The following is a 21,361-nucleotide window of genomic DNA, read 5'->3' as shown; positions in this document are numbered from 1 at the left end:
AAACAGATGGCTTGAGCCGTCACACCCCCAAGGATAGACGGCAATTGCAAGGACTCAGCTCAATATGGAGGCCGTTCCCAGGTATTTCAAGGCGCGTGGCAGATTGTCGCAATCCAGGCTATCCAGCCAGTGCAGGTCAGCCCAACTGCGCAACCAGGTGAACTGGCGCTTCGCCAATTGGCGCGTGGCAATGATCCCACGCTCCTGCATCTCGGCTGACGTCAGCTTGCCATCCAGGTAATCCCAGACTTGTCGGTAGCCCACAGCGCGTATAGACGGCAACCCCGAGTGCAGGTCACTTCTTTTACGCAGGGCTACGACCTCGTCAATGAATCCCTGTTCCAACATTTGTGTGAATCTTTGTTTAATACGCTCGTGCAGTACCTGACGATTTGCCGGGGCAATCGCCAAGTTTGCAACAGTATAGGGCAATTGTGGGCGACCCGAAGCGCCTGCTTCAGTACTTTGCGCAGATTGTCGCGCACGAAGCTCGGTCATGCTCTGGCCGCTGACCCGATAAACTTCCAGCGCCCGACTGAGCCGCTGGGGATCATTGGGGTGAATGCGCGCCGCCGACACCGGGTCGATCACCGCCAATTGATCATGCAGGGCTTGCCAGCCAAGGCGTGTCGCTTCTTCTTCGATCTCTGCGCGGACCTGCGGATCAGCCGCCGGCATATCCGCCAACCCTTCGACCAGCGCCTTGTAATAGAGCATGGTGCCGCCGACCAGCAGCGGGATCTTGCCGCGCGCGGTGATTTCCGCCATGGCCTCCAGGGCATCTCGACGAAAATCAGCCGCCGAATAGGCCTCCACCGGATCCAAAATATCGATCAGGCGATGGGGAAATTCGGCCAACAGTTCTTTCGAAGGCTTGGCAGTGCCGATGTCCATGCCGCGATACACCAGCGCCGAATCGACACTGATCAGCTCGCACGGCAGGACCTTGGTCAGCTCGATGGCCAGATCGGTCTTGCCCGCAGCGGTCGGGCCCATCAGGAAAATCGCTGGAGGAAGCTGGTTCATCAACGACCGCGCAAGAACAGTTTGTCCAGATCGTCCAGGCCCAATTGGGTCCAGGTCGGTCGGCCATGGTTGCATTGACCGCTGCGCTCGGTGTTTTCCATGTCCCGCAGCAGGCCGTTCATTTCCGGCAAAGCCAGGCGCCGATTGGCGCGAATGGCGCCATGGCAGGCCATGGTGCCCAACAATTCGTTCAGATGAGCCTGAATCCGATCGCTGGTGCCATATTCCATCAGGTCCGCCAGTACATCCTGAACCAGGCGATTGGCCTCGGCCTGCTTGAGCAAGGCCGGAATCTGGCGAATCGCCAGGGTTTCCGGGCCCAGGCGCTGCAACTCGAAGCCCAGGCGCTGGAACCAGCTGCCATGCTCTTCGGCGCAGTCGGCCTCACGCTGACTGACGGCAAGCGATTCCGGCACCAGCAACGGCTGACCGCTCAGACCTTCGCTGGCCATCGCCACCTTCAGGCGTTCGTACATGATGCGCTCATGGGCGGCATGCATGTCCACCAGCACCAGCCCTTGGGCGTTCTCCGACAGAATGTAGATACCCTTGAGCTGCGCCAGGGCATAGCCCAACGGTGGGACATCACCCTGACCGTCCGGCAGCGCCGTCGCATTGGCTTCGGGCAAGGGTGCAAAGAATTCGCGATAGGCGGCCTGGGCTTCAGCCACCGGCACACCCGGTGATTGCGCACGTGGCGAGTACTGGTACTGATAACCGGCACCCGCGCCCGATCCTGGCGCATTGAACGTCGGCGCGCCCTGCGGCTGCTCTAGCAGCGCATTGGCGGCCAGGCGCATTTCGCCTTGCGGGCCGAACTCCCCCGCCTCGATACCGGTCGGGCGGACCATGGTGGTCACTGCCGCCGGCGCGGCCAACTGGTCTTCCGGGCGCACATCACCCAAGGCGCGGTGCAAGGTCCCGTAGAGGAAATCGTGAACCATACGCCCGTCGCGAAAGCGCACTTCGTGCTTGGTCGGGTGCACGTTCACGTCGACCGCAGCCGGGTCAACTTCAAAAAACAGCGCAAAAGTCGGGTGACGCCCGTTGAACAGCACGTCGCGATAAGCCTGGCGCACCGCGTGGGCCACCAGTTTGTCGCGCACGGCACGACCGTTAACGAAGAAGTACTGGAGATCTGCCTGGCTGCGGTTGAACGTCGGCAGCCCGACCCAGCCCCACAGATGCAGGCCATTACGCTCGATTTCGATTGGCAACGCCTGCTCAAGGAAACCTGAGCCGCAGATCGCTGCCACACGTCGTGCACGCGCTGCGTCATCATGGGCTTCGTGCAGGCTGAGAATGGTCTTGCCGTTGTGGCGCAGGTGAAAGGCCACATCAAAACGCGCCAACGCCAGGCGCTTGATCACTTCTTGCAGGTGATCGAATTCGGTTTTTTCGGTCTTGAGAAACTTGCGGCGCGCCGGGGTATTGAAAAACAGGTCGCGCACTTCCACCGACGTACCCACCGGGTGCGCCGCCGGCTGTACCCGGGGCGCCATGTCGCGGCCTTCGGTTTCAACCTGCCAGGCCTGATCGGCGTCACGGGTGCGGGAAGTCAGGGTCAGGCGCGCCACGGAACTGATGGAAGCCAGGGCCTCACCACGAAACCCCAGGCTCATGACCTGCTCGAGGTCTTCCAGGTTGCGGATCTTGCTGGTGGCGTGACGGGCCAGGGCCAGGGGCAAGTCATCGGCCGGGATGCCACTGCCATCGTCGCGAACCCGGAGCAACTTGACGCCGCCCTGCTCGACATCGACGTCGATGCGCCGGGCGCCGGAGTCGAGGCTGTTTTCCAGCAACTCCTTGATCACCGACGCCGGGCGCTCAACCACTTCACCGGCGGCAATCTGGTTCGCCAGGCGCGGGCTGAGCAGCTCGATACGCGCCGAGTTGTTCACGATGTCGTTCATTCCTTGGCCGCCAGGTCGGTACCCGGAATATTCAGGTGCTGGCCGATTTTCAGCTCATCGGTCTTCAGCCCGTTGGCACTGCGCAGCGACGCTGCCGATACCTGGTAGCGCACCGAAATCATGGCCAGGGTTTCACCCGGGCGCACGGTATGATCGCGAGGCCCTTGGGCGATCTTGCCGGAATCACGCAGCCAGGCAATGTAGGTGCCCGGTGGCGGGTTTTGCTGGAAGAACTGCCGCACGCCGCTGCTGATGGAGCGCGCCAGCGCTTGCTGGTGGCTCGCCGCAGCCAGTTTCGAGGCCTCGTTGGCGTTGGAGATGAACCCGGTTTCCACCAGGATCGATGGAATGTCCGGCGATTTCAGCACCATGAACCCGGCTTGCTCGACGCGCTGCTTGTGCAACGGCGTGACCCGGCCAATATTGCTCAGGACCTTTTGCCCGACGTTCAGGCTGGAGGTCAGCGAAGCGGTCATCGACAGATCGAGCAATACACCGGCGAGCATGCGGTCCTTGTCATCGAGGCTGACGTTGCCGGCACCACCGATCAGATCGGAACGGTTTTCGCTGTCGGCCAGCCACCGCGCGGTCTCGGAGGTAGCGCCACGATCGGACAGTGCAAACACCGAGGCACCAAAGGCCGCCTTCGAAGGCGCGGCATCGGCGTGAATGGAGACAAACAAGTCGGCGCCCTTCTTGCGGGCGATCTCAGTCCGGCCGCGCAGCGGGATGAAGTAGTCACCGGTCCGGGTCAGTTCGGCACGGAAGCCTTTCATGCCGTTGACCTGGCGCTGCAACTCGCGCGCGATCGCCAGCACCACGTCTTTCTCGCGCTGGCCACGGGACCCGGAGGCCCCCGGGTCTTCGCCGCCGTGACCGGCATCGATGACCACGATAATGTCGCGTTTGCCCGCCGGGGCCGGCGGCAGCTTGATCGCCGGCTCAGTCGGAGTCACCGGCACCGCAGGGGCAGTGGCAACGCGCGGGGCAGGCGTCGACACTGGCGCAGGCGCGGCATCGGACGGGTTATCGAAGAGATCGACCACCAGTCGGTTGCCGTACTGCGCGTTCGGCGGGAGCACGAAGCTCTTCGGGGTCACGGCCTTTTTCAGGTCGATGACCACCCGCAGGTCGGTCGGCGTGCGCTGCGCCGAACGCATGGCGGTGATCGGCGTATTGGCGGTGGCGACGTTCAGCGGCGCACCCAGCGTTGCGCCATTGATGTCGATCACCAGGCGATCAGGGGCCGTCAGGGTAAAGACGCTGTGCTGAACCGTGCCAGACAGGTCGAACACCAGTCGCGTGTTGTCCGGCGCCCGCCACAGGCGAACGCTGTTCACCTTTGTCGCAGCCACGGCGTCGACGGCCAGTGCCGTAAGCAGCATTCCTACGACAGCAACCAACGCGCGAAAGCGCATACCTAACCCCATCATCTATTTGAATTCCAATGCCAAAGCGGCACACCACGACTCGCCACGCGCGCCTTGGGGCAATAATCTCAGCGAACGTCCGCTGCCATGCGGGCTAATGGTAATGGTCAGGTCAGGCTTTGGCAAAAAGCCTGCACCCTTGCAGGGCCATTCGATCAGGCACAGCGCATCGTCTTCGAGGTAGTCGCGGATGCCCAGGTACTCCAGCTCTTCAGGGTCGACCAATCGATACAGGTCGAAGTGGAAGGCGCGAACATCGCCAATCTCATAAGGCTCAACCAGGGTGAACGTCGGGCTTTTCACCGAGCCAGCATGCCCCAACCCCCGGATAATGCCCCGCGACAAGGTGGTTTTACCTGCCCCCAGGTCCCCCTCCAGAAAAAGGATGCCGTGCCCTCGGGTCACTTCAGCGAGACGGGTGCCCAGCGCGACCATCGCGTCTTCATTGGCCAGGTACAGGGTTACTTCAGACACGGTGCTTGCTCCTCCAGCAACTGACGAATGGTGGGAATTAAATCACTGGCCGCCAGCCCCCGGCCCATTTTGCCTTGTTCCTCACCCGCGACGGCATGCAGCCAGACGGCCAGCGCGGCCGCTTCGAAGGCGTCCATTCCCTGGGCCAGCAATGCACCCACCACGCCAGCCAATACATCACCCAAGCCGGCACTGGCCATGGCCGGATGCCCGCGATCACAGCGAAACACTCGACCATCGGGACTGGCGATCAGACTGCCCACGCCTTTCAAAACCACGACTGCCTTGAATTGCGTGCTCAGCGCGCGCGCCACGGTAAGGCGATCCGCCTGAACCTCAGCTGTCGAAATCCCCAAAAGACGCGCAGCTTCCCCTGGATGCGGAGTGATCACGCAATCCTTGGGCAGGCTCACGCCCCCCAGCGCCAACAGGTTCAGTGCGTCGGCATCCCAGACTTGGGGCAACGGCGAATTGGCCGCCGCCGACAGCAAACTGCGACCCCAGGCGTTCTGCCCCAGCCCCGGACCAACCACCAGCACCGAAGCCTGGCCCAACAGCCCCATCAACTGGTTGGCCGATGAAGCCCCCACGGCCATGACCTCGGGCAAGCGAGCCAACGCCGCCGGCACATGTTCGCTGCGGGTGGCGACCGAGACCAGCCCGGCACCGCTGCGCAAGGCGCTTTGGGCGCTGAGCAGGATCGCACCGCCCAACCCCCGGTCACCGCCAATCAATAGCACGTGACCGAACCGGCCTTTATGGGCGCTCGGCGAACGTGCCAAGAGCGTCGTTAAACAGGCTGGATCCAGTGACTGAACGTCGGGTAAATCGTGTTTTGTCTGCGGCATGCGTCTTCGGGCTCCGATGTCTGGCAGAATTATACGCACCTCAGCTCCGGTTTCTCTTGTCTCATGCCTGCAATTACCACAGACCTGCCCGCTCTCGCCCAATCGATCAAGGACTGGGGCCGCGAGCTGGGCTTTCAACAAGTCGGCATTAGCGGCCTGGACCTGGCTGAGCATGAGCAGCACCTGGCGCGCTGGCTCGAAGCGGGCTACCACGGTGAAATGGACTACATGGGCGCCCACGGCAGCAAGCGCTCACACCCCGACGAACTGGTGCCCGGCACCTTGCGCGTGGTGTCGCTGCGCATGGACTACCTGCCGGGTGACACCCGGATGGCCCAGATGCTGGCCCAACCGGAAAAAGCCTACATCTCGCGCTACGCCCTGGGCCGCGACTACCACAAGCTGATCCGCAAGCGCGTGCAGCAACTGGCGGAGAAGATTCAGCAAGTCATCGGTCCGTTCGGCTACCGTGCGTTCGTCGACAGCGCCCCGGTCCTGGAAAAAGCCATCGCCGAGCAGGCAGGCCTTGGCTGGATCGGCAAAAATACCCTGGTGCTGAACCGCAAGGCCGGCAGTTACTTTTTTCTGAGCGAACTGTTCGTCGACCTGCCCTTGCCCGTGGACCCGCCCCACAGCACCGAACATTGCGGGCGCTGCACGGCGTGCCTGGACATCTGCCCTACCAACGCGTTCGTCGGCCCCTATGTACTGGATGCCCGGCGCTGCATTTCCTACCTGACCATCGAATTCAAAGGTTCCATCCCCGAGGACCTGCGACCGTTGATCGGCAATCGGGTGTTCGGCTGTGATGATTGCCAGATCGTCTGCCCGTGGAACCGCTTCGCTCGCCCCTCCGGCGAGAGCGACTTCAAACCCCGCCACAACCTGGACAATGCCGAACTGGCCGAACTGTTCATGTGGGACGAAGACAAGTTCCTGAGCAGCACCGAAGGCTCCCCCCTGCGTCGCGCCGGTTATGAACGCTGGCTGCGCAACCTGGCGGTGGGCCTGGGCAACGCGCCATCGAGCATTGTGGTGCTGGAAGCCTTGAAAGCGCGGGCCGAGCATCCGTCAGAGCTGGTTCGCGAACACGTGGCCTGGGCACTCAGGCAACATGCCAGTCGTTAATGCTCGTCGTTATAGACGAACTTGGGCATTTCCCAATGAAAGCGGATCGCCAACAGTCGCAGCAGGACACCGCCGAACAAGGTGATCAGGATCGCCTGCTCCCCAGGTAATTGCAGGTACAGGCAAAACATGTAGCACCAGGCGGCCGCGAACGAGACGCTGGCGTAGAGCTCGCGGCGGAAGATCAGCGGAATGTCGTTGCAGAAGATATCGCGCAGGATGCCGCCGAACACCCCGGTGATAACGCCGCTGACGGATGCCACCAACATACCGTGGCCCATTTCCAGCGCTGTCATGCAACCGATCAGGGTAAAGGCCACCAGCCCCACCGCATCGAGCACCAGGAACATTGAACGCAGATGACGCATCCAGCGTGCCGCGAACACTGTGAACATCGCCGCGACTGACGTCAGCACCAGATATTCCGGGTGCTTGACCCATGTCAGCGGGTAATGCCCGAGCAGCACATCACGCACCGACCCGCCACCCAGCGCCGTGACACAGGCGATCAACACCACACCAAACCAGTCCATGCCACGACGACCGGCAGACAACGCGCCGGTCATGGCTTCAGCAGTAATGGCAATCAGGTAGAGCATCAGCAACATGGCGGCGGTCCTTGCAAGAAGGCGCGCAGTCTACTCAGATCGTCGAGGTACCAAAAGAGGGCGAAGGGCGAATGCAAAACTGTGGCGATGGCGCAAGCTCGCGCTGGAGTGCGAAGCGCACCCAACCCCGATTGCCTGATAGACCATAGCAGCCGGGTTTACGGCTGCTACGCCCGAACGCGGACCGGCCGGCGGGAGCAAGCTCCCTCGCCACAAAAAGCTCCTCCGCCCACAGATACCCCTTTACGCCGCATCAAGCCTTGATGAAGTGCTGGCGGTAATGCTGCAACTCGGCGATCGACTCGCGGATGTCGTCCAGCGCCAGGTGGGTGCTACCCTTCTTGAAGCTGTCACGTACCTCTGGCGCCCAGCGTGCGGCCAGTTCCTTGAGGGTCGAGACGTCCAGGTTGCGGTAGTGGAAGTAGCTTTCCAGGGACTTCATGTGGGTATAGAGGAAGCGACGGTCCTGGCAAATGCTGTTGCCGCAGATCGGCGACTTGCCCTTGGGTACCCATAGTTCCAGGAACGCCAGGGTCTGGGCTTCGGCTTCGGCCATGCTGATACGGCTGTCGCGCACCCGCTGGGTCAGGCCGGAACCGCCGTGTTGACGGGTGTTCCATTCGTCCATGCCGGCCAGGATCTCGTCGCTGTGGTGAATGGCAATCACCGGGCCTTCGGCCAGGGTATTGAGATTGCTATCAGTGACAATGGTGGCCATTTCGATGATGACATCGGTGTCCGGGTTCAGACCGGTCATCTCCAGGTCGATCCAGATCAGATTCTGTGGGTTTTGCATGTGTCGGCTCCTAAGCAGTATTGCGCAGTTTAGCCTAGGCACGTACGCGGGCGTGCTAAACTCGCGGCCGTTTTACCTAATCGCTGCATTATCAACACGGAACACCCATGGCCAAACGCCAACTCAATCGTCGTCAAAACTGGCGCATCGAAAAGATTCAAGGCGAGCGCGCTGCCCGCGCCGCCAAACGCGAATCCTCCGCCGTACAAGCGCTGGAAGGTGGTGACCTGGGCCCTGAGCAGACGGGCCTGGTAATCGCCCACTTCGGCGTACAGGTCGAGGTCGAGGCCTGCGAGGGCGAACTGGCCGGCCAGGTGTTCCGCTGCCACTTGCGCGCCAACCTGCCTGCGCTGGTGACCGGCGACCAGGTGGTCTGGCGTGCCGGCAACCAGGGCATTGGGGTGATCGTCGCGCAACTGCCGCGCAACACCGAACTGTGTCGCCCGGACAGCCGTGGCCAACTGAAGCCGGTAGCGGCCAACGTCGACATGATCGTGATCGTCTTCGCGCCACTGCCCGAGCCGCACGCAAACCTGATTGACCGCTACCTGGTGGCCGCCGAACACGCCGGCATTCGCCCATTGCTGTTGCTCAACAAGTTCGACCTGATCGACGAGCAGAACGCCCCGGCGCTCAATGCGCTGCTGGCGGTCTATCGCACACTGGGCTACCCCGTGCTGGAAGTCTCGGCGCACCATGGCAATGGTATGGAAACCCTGCAGAAGCAGCTGGACGGGCGCATCAGCGTTTTCGTCGGCCAGTCTGGTGTCGGCAAGTCGTCGCTGGTCAACAGCCTGCTGCCGGAAGTCGATACCCGTGTCGGCCCGCTGTCCGAACTGTCCGGCCAGGGCACTCACACCACCACCACCGCACGGTTGTTCCACTTCCCCGGTGGCGGTGAGCTGATCGACTCCCCGGGCATCCGTGAGTTTGGCTTGGGCCACGTCAGCCGTGCCGACGTCGAAGCCGGTTTCATCGAGTTCAACGACTTGATCGGCACCTGCCGCTTCCGCGACTGCAAGCACGACCGTGAACCGGGTTGCGCCCTGCTCAAGGCACTGGAAGACGGCCGCGTGCAGCAGCAGCGCATGAACAGCTACCGCTCGATCATCGCCAGCCTGCCCGAAACCAGCTATTAAACAGACCGTCCACGCCCCTGCCACCCGGCAAGGGCGCGGACTGCTCTGCCCGCCTTGCACCCAGAGCCAGGCGTATTAACTCAACACCCCCCTTACAAGAAAACCAACGCGAACTGCTGTCTTACCGAACGCAGGTCCGGATCCGGCGCGGTTTTTAAGGCAAACGCCGCCCATGAAAAAGCCGACATCGCTGTCGGCTTTTTCATTGATCACTGCTTGGGGGCTTCAGTTGGCTTCGGCAGCGGGTCGTCAAACAGGTTCAAACGCTCCCGCAACTCATGGGCCGGCAGCGGTTGCTTGTCCGCCGGCAACGCGTTTGGGTCGACCGGCGTGGCAGGTACTTCCCCTGGTGCGCCCTGTCCAGAAGTCGGCGCAGGCTCGGCGCCTTGCTCACCTTCGATGGCGCGCTGGGCCTTCTTGGTCAGCACCACGATGTCGATACGCCGGTTGACCGGGTTGAACGGGTTCTTGCGGTCAAACAGAGCCGAGGAGGCATACCCCACCACTCGCGCCACTTGCTGCTCGGGATAGCTACCGGCCACCAAGGCACGGCGTGCAGCGTTGGCACGGTTGGCCGACAGCTCCCAGTTGCCGAAATCACCGGCGCCCGCATATGGCTTGGCATCGGTATGGCCACTGATGCTGATCTTGTTCGGCACCGCTTTGATGGTGTCAGCCATGGCCAGCAGAATGTCTTCGAAGTACGGCTTCAGGCGCGCACTGCCGGAGTCGAACATCGGCCGGTTTTCCGAATCGATGATCTGGATCCGCAAACCGTCCGGGGTGATTTCAAACAGGATCTGGTCCTTGAACTTCTGCAGTTGCGGGTTCTCTTCGACCTTGTTCTGCAACTCTTGCAGCAACAACTCGAGCCGCTCGTGCTCGACCTGCTCGGCCATGCCTTCAACCTGCTCGGTATCGATGGTCACCTTGTCCGGCTGCGGCTGGGACTTGACCTCCGGGCTGAGGGTCTTGTCCGGTGCCAGCTCCGGCGAGCCCCCCAGATCGATAATGTAAGGCGTGCCGCTTTCCGAGAAGCCGATCGGGTCCTTGAAGTAACCGGCAATGGCGATCTTCTGCTCGGGCGTGGCCGTGGATAACAGCCACAGCACCAGGAAGAACGCCATCATCGCCGTCGCGAAGTCAGCGAAGGCGATTTTCCAGGCGCCCCCGTGATGCCCGCCAGCAATGCGCTTGACGCGCTTGATGATTATCGGCTGATTATTTTCCATAACTTAGCGACCGCGAACCGCTTGTTCCAGCTCGGCGAAGCTCGGACGGTGCGACGGGTACAGCACCTTGCGCCCAAACTCCACCGCCAGCGATGGCGGCATGCCGGAAGCCGAAGCCACCAGCGAGGCCTTGATGGCTTCGTAGACGTTCAGTTCTTCCTTGGCGTCATGGGCCAGGGAATGGGCCAGTGGACCGAAGAAACCGTAGGCCGCGAGAATACCGAAGAAGGTCCCCACCAGCGCCGCACCCACGTGCAGACCGATGGACTTCTGGTCGCCCTCGCCCAGGGAGGCCATGGTCACCACAATCCCCAGGACCGCCGCGACAATACCGAATCCGGGCATGGCGTCAGCGATACCGTTGACCGCATGGGAGGGATGTTCCAGGCTTTCCTTGAGGTTGTACAACTCCATGTCGAACAGGCCTTCAAGCTCATGGGGAGCCATGTTGCCGGAGGACATGATGCGCAAATAATCGCAGATGAACGCGGTCATGCGCTCGTCCTTGAGCACCGTCGGGTACTTGGCAAAAATCGGACTGGCCGCGGCATCTTCGATATCGCCCTCGATCGCCATCATGCCTTCACGGCGGCTCTTGTTGAGGATCTCGTAGATCAGGCCCAGCACCTCCAGGTAGAAGGCGTGCGTAAAGCGCGTGCTGAACATGCTCAAGGACTTCTTGAACACGTGCATGGTCATGTAGCCGGGGTTGGCCTGCAGGAATGCCCCCAAGGCCGCACCACCGATGATCATCACCTCGAAGGGCTGGATCAGGGCGGCAATCTTGCCGTGGGAAAGCACGTATCCGCCGAGCACGCTCGCGAATACGACGATGATGCCGATAATTTTAGCCATAGATAGAAGGTACTTACTTAAGTCGGGTTCAAGGTCATATTCGGAAGGTAAAAAATCTCTTCTTCTACTTATCGGCAAAACTGCGCCAGACTGTAGCCCGTTATGGCGAAAAGCCAATTTGGCCCATTCCGGGCGTGTTTGAAGTCAATGATGATCGCGCCCAACCATGGCTAACGAAACGAACGTTCCAACTGCGAAACCGACCACACTCCAAGGCTGGGTCAAGCTGCTCGATAGCGTGACCTTGCCCGTGCCGCAAGCCAGTCACGATCGCGTTTGCACCGCCATCGGCAACAACCGCAGCTCGTTGCGCGACATCGCCGAGCTGATGCAAGACAGCCCGGCCCTGGCTTTGAGCGTCATTCGCGAGGCCAACCGCCACACCCACGGCAGCCTGACCGAGCCCTGCGAAAACCTTGAGGTGGCGATCACTCGCCTGGGCCTCAAACGCACGGAAGAACTGCTCGCCCGCCTGCCTGCAGTGCCCGGCAACCAAATCCCGCCAGCCCTGCGGCAGCTGCAACTGATCAGCCAGCACGCCACCCAGCAGGCCAACGGTTTTTTTGCCAGTCGCCTGGCACGGCTGTGGCAGGACATTCACTGGGGCAGTTTATTGTTCCTGTCCCCTTTGTGGCCTTTGGCGCTCAGTTATCCACAACTGCTGGAAGACTGGGAGCTGAGGGTTATCCACAAGGGGGAGCCAGCCCATAAGGTCGAGAAAGAACTGTTCGGGGTACGCCTGCTCGAACTCTGCCAGGCACTGGTAGATGTCTGGCGCCTGCCTGTCTGGGTTGCGCAAGGCTATCGCCTGTTGCTGAGCGAACAACGGGAACTGGCGAAGGTGCTGCACATCGCCCGTGACGCGGACCATCCGTTGCGCCAGCAGAATCGCCTGGACGACGATCCGACCCTGCGCCGCTGGCTCAACCAACCTGCCAATACAGTGCTACTGGCCAACGGCCTGGCGCTGTCGGCCCAACATACCTGGGACGGTCCCCACAGCTTGCGCTGGCAGTTCCTGACCAGCCTCTACCTGCAGATGCCGATGGATGAGTTGCAACAGCAACTGCACCAACAGGCCGCGCAAAGTGCCCGTCACCATGCCATGCCAGATCTCTGGCACCCCGCCGAGGCCCTGCTCTGGCCCTGGGGCGATCGCCGCCTGCACCGCGGGCTGCGTGCAGCTGACGCGCCGTCTGCCGAAGACCTGGTGAAATGGCGCCGGCAATGTGCCGAACTGCTCCATGAACCCAGCCGTTTCACCAACGCCTTGCACCTGACCACCTGCGCCCGCGATGCACTGGCGGCCTGTGGCATGCGTCGGGTCGTGCTATTGATGGTGGATCGCAGCCAGACCAGTCTGCGCGTCCACCAGATGGTTGGCCTGCCCAAGGAAACCGCGACCCTGACCCTGCAAGTCAGCCAGAGCAGTGTCCTGCAAAAACTGCTGGCCCAGCCGGCACAATTGCGCCTGACACCCGCCAACCATGCCCAGTTCTCGGCCCTGCTGCCGGGCAGCCTGCGCACGTTGTTCGGCGGCGAACACCTGCTGCTGCGCTCGCTGGCCAACCATGGCCGGGTCATCATGCTGGTGGTCGCGGATCAGGGCGGAGGGCCCTTTTCGGACATCAGCCTGCAAGCGTTCGGCAAAACCGTGCAGTGCATCGAAAAGGCCCTGCACAGCTTTAGCAACCGCGGCCAATAGCCGTTGCGCTACAATCCTCCCCTTTTGTGCTCTGGAGACCTCACATGTCTGACTTCTCTGGCTTGCCGCTGGTGATCGAGCCGAGCGACTTGCTCCCTCGCCTCGACGCCCGCGAACTGATTCTGGTGGACTTGACCAGTCCCGCCCGCTACGCCGAAGGGCACATTCCCGGCGCGCGCTTTGTCGATCCGAAACGCACGCAACTCGGCCAGGCCCCCGCCCCGGGGCTGATGCCCCCGCAGGCAGCACTCGAAACGCTGTTTGGTGAGCTGGGACACAACCCCGATGCGGTCTACGTGGTGTATGACGATGAAGGCGGCGGTTGGGCCGGACGCTTCATCTGGCTGCTGGATGTCATCGGCCACGGCAAGTACCACTATGTCGACGGCGGCCTGACGGCCTGGCTGGCGGAAGGTCTGCCCATGTCGATCCAGATCCCGCCACCTGTGGGTGGCCCGGTTCCACTGACCTTGCATGACGAGCCCACGGCGACCCGTGAGTACCTGCAAAGCCGTCTCGGCGCCGCCGACTTGGCCATCTGGGATGCCCGTGGCCCCCTGGAGTACTCTGGCGAGAAAGTGCTGGCGGCCAAGGGCGGGCACATTCCCGGCGCGATCAACTTCGAATGGACTGCCGGCATGGATCAGGCGCGCAACCTGCGCATTCGTACCGACATGCCGCAAATCCTCGAACAGCTCGGGATCAGCAAAGACAAAGAAGTGATCACCCACTGCCAGACCCACCACCGCTCTGGCTTTACCTATCTGGTGGCCAAGGCGCTCGGTTATCCGCGGGTCAAGGGCTACGCCGGTTCATGGGGCGAATGGGGCAACCACCCCGACACGCCTGTTGAGATTCAAGGTTCTTAAGGACAGTCAATGAAAAAGCGTTTGTTTATCCTCAGTCAGTACCTGCTGCCCCATCACCTGCTGTCGCGCCTGGCCGGCTGCATTGCCGAGTGCCGCGTGCGCTGGTTCAAGAATGCCTTCACCGCGTGGTTCGCCAAGCGCTACCAGGTGGACATGTCGCAGGCACTGGTCGAAGACCTGACCGCCTACGAACACTTCAACGCGTTCTTCACCCGCGCCTTGAAAGACGGCGCGCGTCCCCTGGACCAGACCCCGGGCGCGATCCTCAGCCCGGCAGACGGCGCGGTCAGCCAGCTTGGCCCGATCGAGCACGGTCGGGTGTTCCAGGCCAAGGGCCACAGCTTCAGCGTACTGGAACTGCTCGGCGGTGATGCCGCCAATGCCGCGCCCTTCATGGGTGGCGATTTCGCGACCATCTACCTGTCGCCCAAGGACTACCACCGCGTGCACATGCCGCTGGCCGGCACCCTGCGGGAAATGGTCTACATCCCGGGCCGGATCTTCTCGGTCAACCAGACCACCGCTGAAAACGTTCCAGAGCTGTTCGCCCGCAATGAGCGTGTTGCCTGCATTTTCGACACCGAACGCGGCCCAATGGCCGTGGTATTGGTGGGTGCGATGATCGTCGCCTCCATCGAGACCGTCTGGGCCGGCCTGGTGACGCCACCCAAGCGCGAGCTGAAAACTTTCCGCTACGACGAAGCCGCCCGTGCGCCGATCCACCTGGAAAAAGGGGCCGAACTGGGTCGCTTCAAGCTGGGTTCGACAGCTGTCGTCTTGTTTGGTCCAGACCAGATCCAGTGGGCTGAAGACCTGGCGGCCGGCTCGCCGGTGACAATGGGCCAGGGTCTCGGCTCACCGAAAGCCTGATCTCTGTGCATAAAAAAGCGCCGCTGATAGCGGCGTTTTTTTTGCATTCGATTCGCCTCAGAGTTGACCGTCGCGATCGCGCAAGCCCAGCAGATACAGCACCCCATCCAGCCCCAGGGTCGAAATGGCCTGCTTGGCCGACTGCTTGACCAGCGGCTTGGCGCGGAAGGCGACGCCCAGGCCCGCAATCGCCAGCATGGGCAAGTCGTTGGCACCGTCACCGACCGCGATGGTCTGCTCCAGGCGCAAACCTTCCTTGTGGGCCAGTTCACGCAGCAGATCGGCCTTGCGCTGGGCATCGACAATCGGTTCGACCGCCACGCCCGTCACTTTACCGTCGACCACTTCCAGTTCGTTGGCGAACACGTAGTCGATGCCCAGTTTGGCTTGCAGTTGCTTGGCGAAGTAGGTGAAACCGCCCGACAGAATCGCGGTTTTGTAACCCAGGCGCTTGAGTTCGGCGAACAGGGTTTCTGCGCCCTCGGTCAGGCGCAGGGAGGCACCGATCGAGTCCAGCACGCTGACATCCAGGCCTTGCAGCAACGCCAGGCGTTCTTTGAAGCTGGCACGGAAATCCAGCTCGCCCGCCATGGCCCGCTCGGTGATTTCCGAGACCTGGTCACCCACACCGGCCGCCTTGGCCAGTTCGTCGATGACTTCGGCTTCGATCAGCGTCGAGTCCATGTCGAACACCGCCAGACGACGGTTGCGGCGAAACAGCGAATCTTCCTGGAAGGCGATGTCGACGCTCAACTCCTGAGCCACGCTGAGGAATTCGGCACGCAGGGCTTGCGGATCCGCGGCCTCACCACGCACGGAGAACTCGATGCAGCCCTTGCCCTTGTCGGCCGGGGTGTCCAGAGGCATGCGCCCGGACAAACGATCGATATGGTCGATGTTCAATCCGTACTTGGCAGTGATCGAGCTCACGCGCTGCAATTGCTCGGCGGTCACTTTGCGTGTCAGCAAGGTCACGATATGGCGCTTTTTGCCCTGCGCGCCGACCCATTGCTGGTAATCCTCTTCGGAAACCGGCGTGAAACGCACCTGCTGATCCAGCTCGTATGCCTTGAACAGGATGTCCTTGAGCACCGAAGAACCCTGTTTGGTATCAGGAATATCGACCAGGATGCCAAACGACAAGGTGTCGTGGATCACCGCCTGGCCGATGTCGAGAATGTTCACACCACCCTGGGCCAGTACACCGGTAATGGCCGTAGTCAGACCCGGACGGTCGACTCCCGTGATGTTTATCAGGACGATTTCGCGCAAGGCGCACCCCCGCAAGTGGAAAAAAACCGCATTCTACCCACATTCAGTGACCATCGGGCACAGCCAGCGCTTTGCCGGTCTGGGGGCTATCGCTATACTGCGCCTCAACTTCACGGACAAAAGAGCCGAGCTCAGTGAACCGGCCAACGCCAGTCAAAACCGACAACTTCTTTCTGCTGATCTTCCGGGCACTGCGCCACCGCCGTGTACCGATTGCATTGCGCATTGCCAGCCATAACGTGATCCTGGTCGCATTGGCCCTGGTGATCTACGCCTGCGTGATGGGTCTGCAGTTCAAACAGGCCATGCACGAGCAGGCCGATGCCCTGGGCCAGAGCCTGACCACGCAGACGGCGACGTCAGCCACCGAGCTGTTGGTGTCCAACGACATCCTCAGCCTCAATGTGCTGCTGAACAACCTGACCAAGAACCCATTGGTGGCCCACGCGGCTATTTATAGCGTGGACAACCGGATTCTCGCCGAGGCCGGGCAACGTCCCAAGCATGGCTTGCTGGGCGAAGCCCAAGGCATGTACGAGAGCAAGATCACCTTCCAGGACGTGACCGCCGGCCAATTGCGCATCAGCCTGGACATGGATCAGTTCGAACAGCCGATGACCATCAGCCTGCAAAGCATGGGCATTCTCAGCGCCATCCTGCTGGCCTTGTCCCTGGCGTTGAGCCTGCGTCTGGGCCGGCACATCTCCACGCCACTGCTGCAACTGCGCGTGTGGCTGCGTGATATCGACGAACACACCCCGGCCACTCAGCGCCAGGATGAAATCGGCGACCTGGCCCGCCAGCTGCACAGCAGCTTCGCGCCAGAGCCGGTGGAGCCAGAACCGGCGCCCGAGCCTGACGTCGACGATGAAGACGACACCGACGAAGCCGAACCCGGTTTTGAAGTACGCAACCTGCGCGACCCGAGCTTCGACGAGAGCGCACCCGTGACAGGCGTGAAAGCCGCACCACGGCATCGGGTAAAAGCCGAAGAAGACGAATCGGACGAAGAAGACCCGTTCGCCGACCTTCGCGACAGCGATGCGACCGTTGCACCCGCCAAGCCGCAGCCCAAGCCTGCTGCTCCAGCCGCGCCACAGCACAGTGCCGTACTGGCCGTGCAACTGGGCGCTCAGGATCAACTGCGCCGGTTGCCGCGCACTCGCCTGACCGAACTGCTGGATCGCTACCGCGACTGCCTGGATCAGGCTGCCTCGCTGTATGAAAGCGAGCTGCACACCCTGAACGACGGCAGCACGCTGATGTTGTTCCACACTCAGGACAGCGGCGACGACTACCTGACCAATGCCATCTGCTGCGGTGAGTTGCTGCGTGCCCTGGGCCACCAACTGCAGATCGAGGTCGCTGACAGCGGCATCACCCTGCAATTGCAGCTGGGCCTGACCCTGGGTGACGAGCTGTTCGGCCTCAGCCAGATCGACCTGTTGCTGACCGAAACCGCCCAGGACGCCCTTGCCCTGTCCCAGCACAGCCGCAACCTGCTGCTGGTGGAGCGCAAGATCAGCGACGACGTGCTGATCCGCCAACGCGCACGGATCCGCCCGATCGCCAGCCCGGAAGGTGCCTGCTGCGTCGAGCGCTTGATGGAGCCGTATCCCTCGATGCTCGAGCGCCAGCTGGCCCGCATGCACGAGACCAGCACCAAAAGCTGAGCCTGACCGGTAACAACAAAAGCCCGCCGATGAGTGATCATCCGCGGGCTTTTTGCTGCCTGCCCCCGATACCTTCGCCGGTAAGCGGCGCGCCGCCCAACCAGCTTGCATGCCTAAACGTTAAGGGGACGAGAGCAGCAAACACATGTCTGTGGCGAGGGAGCTTGCTCCCGCTGGTCGGTCCGCGTTCGGGCGCAGCAGCCCCCGATAAGCCCACCAAGGACTTTCTGAAAGACCACCATCGCCTTGTCAGGACCGCTTCGATCCTCAACGGCTGCTTGCTCCCTCGCCACAGAGCCTGATCGCTCAGGCTTGATGGCACGAAAAAGCCCGCACTCGGCGGGCTTTGTCTGCAGCATCGAGCTTAGAAGCGGAACACTTCCATGTCGGTGCGGATCGGCGAAGCCATCGGGATCTTCGGCTGCTTCTCCGGCTCAGCCGGTGCGGTCGGTTTTTCCCGCGCGGGCTTGCTGCGTGGGGCATCGGCAATCGGCGGCTGGTTGGCCAACGGCTTGAGGGCCACCGACAACTGCTCGGCCAGGCGCTGCAACAACACACCCTGAGCCTGCACCTGAGCCGCAGTACCACCGGCGTGCTGTTCTTGCAGGTGAACGATACGGTTATCGCGCACCTGGCCGCGACGGTCGATCAAGCGCCACTGAGCGTCGAGAATCGCCGGTTGCGACTCACCCGAGTCCAGGCGCGTAATCGACAGCAGCACCTGCACGTCCGGGGCAAAGCCCTGCGTTGCCGGTGCCAGGACTACGCGCTGGCTGTCCAGGCGACCGGCCACTTGCCGCAGCAGCAACTGATTGATATCAGAAGACAGACTGCCCGCCCAACGACCATCGGTGGACGCTTGCAGGCTGCCGTCGGGTTGACGCTGCAACAGGGTTTCACGTTGCAGGTAATCAGCAATCAGAACCGGACCCAGCAACACCGCCATGCCGGCGCTTTGCGCAGGCTGAGCAGGGCTGCCGCTGTCCAGTTGATACAGCGACACCGGCTGGTGAACGCTGCAACCCGCCAGGCCAAGAACGCCAGCGAGCAACAAAAAAAGAGGAAGGCGCAGAACAGTCATCATCCCATCCAGGTGGCGGCCACACGGCCGCTCACAGTGAAAAATACTCTAACAATATGACGAACGCTCGACCACGCCGGCGCTTGAAAGGCCATATCATCCGTGAATATGCCGTTCGACTCCAGCGCGAAAGTACCGATCTACGCGTTAAATCATAGATTGAGCGCCCTAAGGCACTTAATCCAGAGCTTCTACCAACAACGCATCCACCCGCTGGAAGCCCCGTGGCAGTTTATTGCCTCGACGTCCACGCTCACCCTTGTAGTGTTCCAGGTCGTCGGCCTTCAGCGACAGCGTGCGTTTACCGGCCTGCAACACCAGCGTCGCACCGTCCGGCAATACCGCGATATCGGTGACGTATTCCTCGCGACTGGCTACACGTTCGCCGGAGATACCAATGATTTTGTTGCCTTTGCCCTTGCCCAACTGTGGCAGGTCGCTGATTTTGAAAATCAGCAGGCGGCCTTCGGTGGTCACCGAGGCCAGCCAGTTCTGCTCACGATCAGCGACCGGGCGCGGCAGGATCACCTTGGCGTTGTTCGGCAGGCTCAACAGCGCCTTACCGGCCTTGTTCTTGGCTTGCAGGTCTTCACCCTTGACCACGAACCCGTAACCGGCGTCGGAGGCGATGACGTAGAGACCATCATCCTCTGGCATCAGTACGCACTCGAAGGTTGCCCCTGGCGGCGGCGTCAGGCGACCGGTCAGCGGCTCACCCTGGCCACGGGCCGAAGGCAAGGTGTGTGCCGGCACCGAGTAGCTGCGGCCGGTGGAGTCGATAAACACCGCGAACTGGTTGGAACGACCGGCAGCCGCCGTCTTGAAACCGTCCCCAGCCTTGTAGGAAAGGCCCGTGGCGTCGATGTCGTGCCCCTTGGCCGAACGCACCCAGCCTTTTTCCGACAGAACGACTGTCACTTTTTCGTTCGGTAGCAGATCGTGCTCGGTCAACGCCTTGGCTTCGGCGCGCTCGACAATCGGCGAACGACGGTCGTCGCCGTAGGTTTCGGCATCCTTGATCAGCTCACTGCGCACCAGCTTCTTGAGCTTGGTTTCACTGCCCAGCAGCGCTTGCAGCTTGGCTTGCTCCTTGAGCAACTCGTCCTGCTCGTCGCGCAGCTTCATCTCTTCCAGCCGTGCCAACTGACGCAGGCGGGTGTCGAGGATGTAGTCGGCCTGGATCTCGCTCAGGGCAAAACGCTCGATCAGCTTGGCTTTCGGGTGTTCCTCGGTACGGATGATGTGGATCACTTCATCCAGGTTGAGGTAAGCGATCAACAAACCGTCCAACAGGTGCAGGCGACGCTCGACCTTGTCCAGGCGAAATTGCAAGCGACGACGGACCGTCTGAACCCGGAACTCCAGCCACTCGACCAACAGCGCGCGCAGGTTTTTCAGCTGCGGCTTGCCGTCCAGGCCAATGATGTTGATGTTCACCCGGTAGGTGGACTCAAGCTCGGTGCTGGCGAACAGATGCTGCATCAACGCTTCGTGATCGACCCGACTGTTGACCGGGATGATCACGATCCGGCATGGGTTTTCGTGATCGGACTCGTCACGCAAGTCGGCGATTTGCGGGGCCTTGGACGGCTTGGCCTGCATCATGGCGGCAATTTGCTCGAGCACCTTGGCGCCAGAGACCTGATGAGGCAGCGCAGTGACGATGATGTCGCCGTCTTCGACGTGGTAAACAGCGCGCATGCGCACCGAACCACGACCGGTTTCGTAGATTTTCAGCAGGTCGGCGCGCGGCGTGATGATTTCCGCTTCGGTCGGATAGTCCGGGCCCTGGATGTGCTCACAGAGTTGTTCGACCGTGGCTTTTGGCTCATCGAGCAAACGCACGCAGGCGGTCGCGACTTCCCGCAGGTTGTGCGGCGGAACGTCGGTGGCCATGCCCACGGCAATACCGGTGGTGCCGTTGAGCAGGATATTCGGCAAGCGTGCCGGCAGTACCAGCGGCTCGTCGAGCGTACCGTCGAAGTTCGGCCCCCAGTCCGCGGTGCCCTGGCCCAGTTCGCTGAGCAGCACTTCGGAATAACGCGACAGGCGCGCCTCGGTGTAACGCATGGCGGCGAAGGACTTCGGATCGTCCGGCGCACCCCAGTTACCCTGACCGTCCACCAGTGTGTAGCGGTAGCTGAATGGTTGGGCCATCAACACCATGGCTTCGTAGCAGGCCGAGTCGCCGTGGGGGTGAAACTTGCCGAGCACGTCACCGACGGTACGCGCGGATTTCTTGTGCTTGGAATCGGCGTCCAGCCCCAACTCGCTCATCGCATAGATGATGCGCCGCTGTACCGGCTTCAGGCCGTCGCCGATGTGCGGCAAGGCCCGGTCCATGATCACGTACATGGAGTAGTTGAGGTAGGCATTTTCGGTGAAGTCAGCCAGCGATCGGCGTTCTACGCCATCTAAGCTGTCTGCAAGGATATCGCTCAT

General features: G+C 61.8%; 18 protein-coding genes. 6 read left to right on the top strand and 12 right to left on the bottom strand.

The window, feature by feature from the left end:
- Positions 1 to 54: 54 nt before the first annotated feature.
- The 5 genes from miaA to CKW07_RS09950 are packed head-to-tail and all read right to left on the bottom strand — an operon-like array spanning position 55 to position 5,691.
- On the bottom strand, positions 55 to 1,026 hold the full coding sequence (miaA, locus tag CKW07_RS09970) for a tRNA (adenosine(37)-N6)-dimethylallyltransferase MiaA (protein ID WP_095144739.1): 972 nt from the start codon (positions 1,024 to 1,026) through the stop codon (positions 55 to 57).
- Positions 1,026 to 2,939 carry a DNA mismatch repair endonuclease MutL gene (mutL, locus tag CKW07_RS09965; RefSeq protein WP_095144738.1) on the bottom strand — a complete coding sequence of 638 codons (1,914 nt, stop codon included), beginning with the start codon at positions 2,937 to 2,939 and terminating at the stop codon, positions 1,026 to 1,028. Before mutL ends, miaA begins: the two co-directional genes overlap by 1 nt.
- Positions 2,936 to 4,369, bottom strand: a complete 1,434-nt coding sequence (locus CKW07_RS09960) for an N-acetylmuramoyl-L-alanine amidase (RefSeq protein ID WP_218192032.1) — start codon at positions 4,367 to 4,369, stop codon at positions 2,936 to 2,938. Before CKW07_RS09960 ends, mutL begins: the two co-directional genes overlap by 4 nt.
- 3 nt (positions 4,370 to 4,372) lie before the next feature.
- Positions 4,373 to 4,843, bottom strand: a complete 471-nt coding sequence (tsaE, locus tag CKW07_RS09955) for a tRNA (adenosine(37)-N6)-threonylcarbamoyltransferase complex ATPase subunit type 1 TsaE (RefSeq protein WP_095078141.1) — start codon at positions 4,841 to 4,843, stop codon at positions 4,373 to 4,375.
- Positions 4,831 to 5,691, bottom strand: coding sequence for an NAD(P)H-hydrate dehydratase (locus CKW07_RS09950; RefSeq protein ID WP_095144736.1), 861 nt, complete (start codon positions 5,689 to 5,691; stop codon positions 4,831 to 4,833). Before CKW07_RS09950 ends, tsaE begins: the two co-directional genes overlap by 13 nt.
- Positions 5,692 to 5,754: 63 nt before the next feature.
- Between CKW07_RS09950 and queG the strand changes: the two genes are divergently transcribed.
- The gene (queG, locus tag CKW07_RS09945; RefSeq protein WP_095144735.1) at positions 5,755 to 6,819 is read left to right on the top strand and encodes a tRNA epoxyqueuosine(34) reductase QueG; all 1,065 of its coding nucleotides are present in this window, start codon (positions 5,755 to 5,757) and stop codon (positions 6,817 to 6,819) included.
- Here queG and CKW07_RS09940 read toward each other — a convergent pair.
- The gene (locus CKW07_RS09940) at positions 6,816 to 7,427 is read right to left on the bottom strand and encodes a trimeric intracellular cation channel family protein (RefSeq protein WP_095144734.1); all 612 of its coding nucleotides are present in this window, start codon (positions 7,425 to 7,427) and stop codon (positions 6,816 to 6,818) included. The two genes, queG and CKW07_RS09940, sit on opposite strands and share 4 nt — an antisense overlap.
- 253 nt (positions 7,428 to 7,680) lie before the next feature.
- On the bottom strand, positions 7,681 to 8,223 hold the full coding sequence (orn, locus tag CKW07_RS09935; RefSeq protein WP_095144733.1) for an oligoribonuclease: 543 nt from the start codon (positions 8,221 to 8,223) through the stop codon (positions 7,681 to 7,683).
- Positions 8,224 to 8,330: 107 nt separating this feature from the next.
- On the opposite strand from orn, the gene rsgA reads away from it, so the two are divergent.
- Positions 8,331 to 9,362 (top strand): small ribosomal subunit biogenesis GTPase RsgA, encoded by a 1,032-nt coding sequence (rsgA, locus tag CKW07_RS09930; protein ID WP_095144732.1) that lies wholly within the window; start codon positions 8,331 to 8,333, stop codon positions 9,360 to 9,362.
- A 209-nt stretch (positions 9,363 to 9,571) separates the two neighbouring features.
- Here the strand turns inward: rsgA and motB are convergent, their stop codons facing one another.
- Together motB and motA are read right to left on the bottom strand one after the other, a co-directional pair.
- On the bottom strand, positions 9,572 to 10,594 hold the full coding sequence (gene motB, locus CKW07_RS09925) for a flagellar motor protein MotB (protein ID WP_095144731.1): 1,023 nt from the start codon (positions 10,592 to 10,594) through the stop codon (positions 9,572 to 9,574).
- Between the two features lie 3 nt (positions 10,595 to 10,597).
- On the bottom strand, positions 10,598 to 11,449 hold the full coding sequence (motA, locus tag CKW07_RS09920; protein ID WP_095078132.1) for a flagellar motor stator protein MotA: 852 nt from the start codon (positions 11,447 to 11,449) through the stop codon (positions 10,598 to 10,600).
- Between the two features lie 166 nt (positions 11,450 to 11,615).
- Here motA and CKW07_RS09915 point away from each other — a divergent pair, with 166 nt between their 5' ends.
- Genes CKW07_RS09915 through asd form a run of 3 tightly spaced genes read left to right on the top strand, consistent with a single transcriptional unit; the run spans position 11,616 to position 14,893 of the window.
- Positions 11,616 to 13,154 carry an HDOD domain-containing protein gene (locus tag CKW07_RS09915; protein ID WP_095144730.1) on the top strand — a complete coding sequence of 513 codons (1,539 nt, stop codon included), beginning with the start codon at positions 11,616 to 11,618 and terminating at the stop codon, positions 13,152 to 13,154.
- A 44-nt stretch (positions 13,155 to 13,198) separates the two neighbouring features.
- The gene (rhdA, locus tag CKW07_RS09910) at positions 13,199 to 14,023 is read left to right on the top strand and encodes a thiosulfate sulfurtransferase (RefSeq protein WP_095144729.1); all 825 of its coding nucleotides are present in this window, start codon (positions 13,199 to 13,201) and stop codon (positions 14,021 to 14,023) included.
- A gap of 9 nt (positions 14,024 to 14,032) precedes the next feature.
- Positions 14,033 to 14,893 (top strand): archaetidylserine decarboxylase, encoded by an 861-nt coding sequence (gene asd, locus CKW07_RS09905; protein ID WP_095144728.1) that lies wholly within the window; start codon positions 14,033 to 14,035, stop codon positions 14,891 to 14,893.
- 57 nt (positions 14,894 to 14,950) lie between these two features.
- Here asd and serB read toward each other — a convergent pair whose 3' ends face one another.
- Entirely contained in the window at positions 14,951 to 16,165 is a 1,215-nt protein-coding gene (gene serB / locus CKW07_RS09900; protein ID WP_095144727.1) for a phosphoserine phosphatase SerB, read from the bottom strand.
- A gap of 134 nt (positions 16,166 to 16,299) precedes the next feature.
- Between serB and CKW07_RS09895 the strand changes: the two genes are divergently transcribed.
- Positions 16,300 to 17,838 (top strand): AhpA/YtjB family protein, encoded by a 1,539-nt coding sequence (locus CKW07_RS09895; RefSeq protein WP_095144726.1) that lies wholly within the window; start codon positions 16,300 to 16,302, stop codon positions 17,836 to 17,838.
- 364 nt (positions 17,839 to 18,202) lie between these two features.
- On the opposite strand, the gene CKW07_RS09890 is transcribed toward CKW07_RS09895, so the two are convergent.
- Positions 18,203 to 18,919 carry a membrane integrity-associated transporter subunit PqiC gene (locus tag CKW07_RS09890; protein ID WP_095144725.1) on the bottom strand — a complete coding sequence of 239 codons (717 nt, stop codon included), beginning with the start codon at positions 18,917 to 18,919 and terminating at the stop codon, positions 18,203 to 18,205.
- Between the two features lie 177 nt (positions 18,920 to 19,096).
- Positions 19,097 to 21,361, bottom strand: a complete 2,265-nt coding sequence (gene parC / locus CKW07_RS09885) for a DNA topoisomerase IV subunit A (RefSeq protein WP_095144724.1) — start codon at positions 21,359 to 21,361, stop codon at positions 19,097 to 19,099.

The organism is Pseudomonas sp. Irchel s3b6 (assembly GCF_900187415.1).
GTDB lineage: Bacteria > Pseudomonadota > Gammaproteobacteria > Pseudomonadales > Pseudomonadaceae > Aquipseudomonas.
The sequence above is the reverse complement of the archived record's forward strand: the minus strand, read 5'-3'. Positions and strand labels throughout refer to the sequence as shown.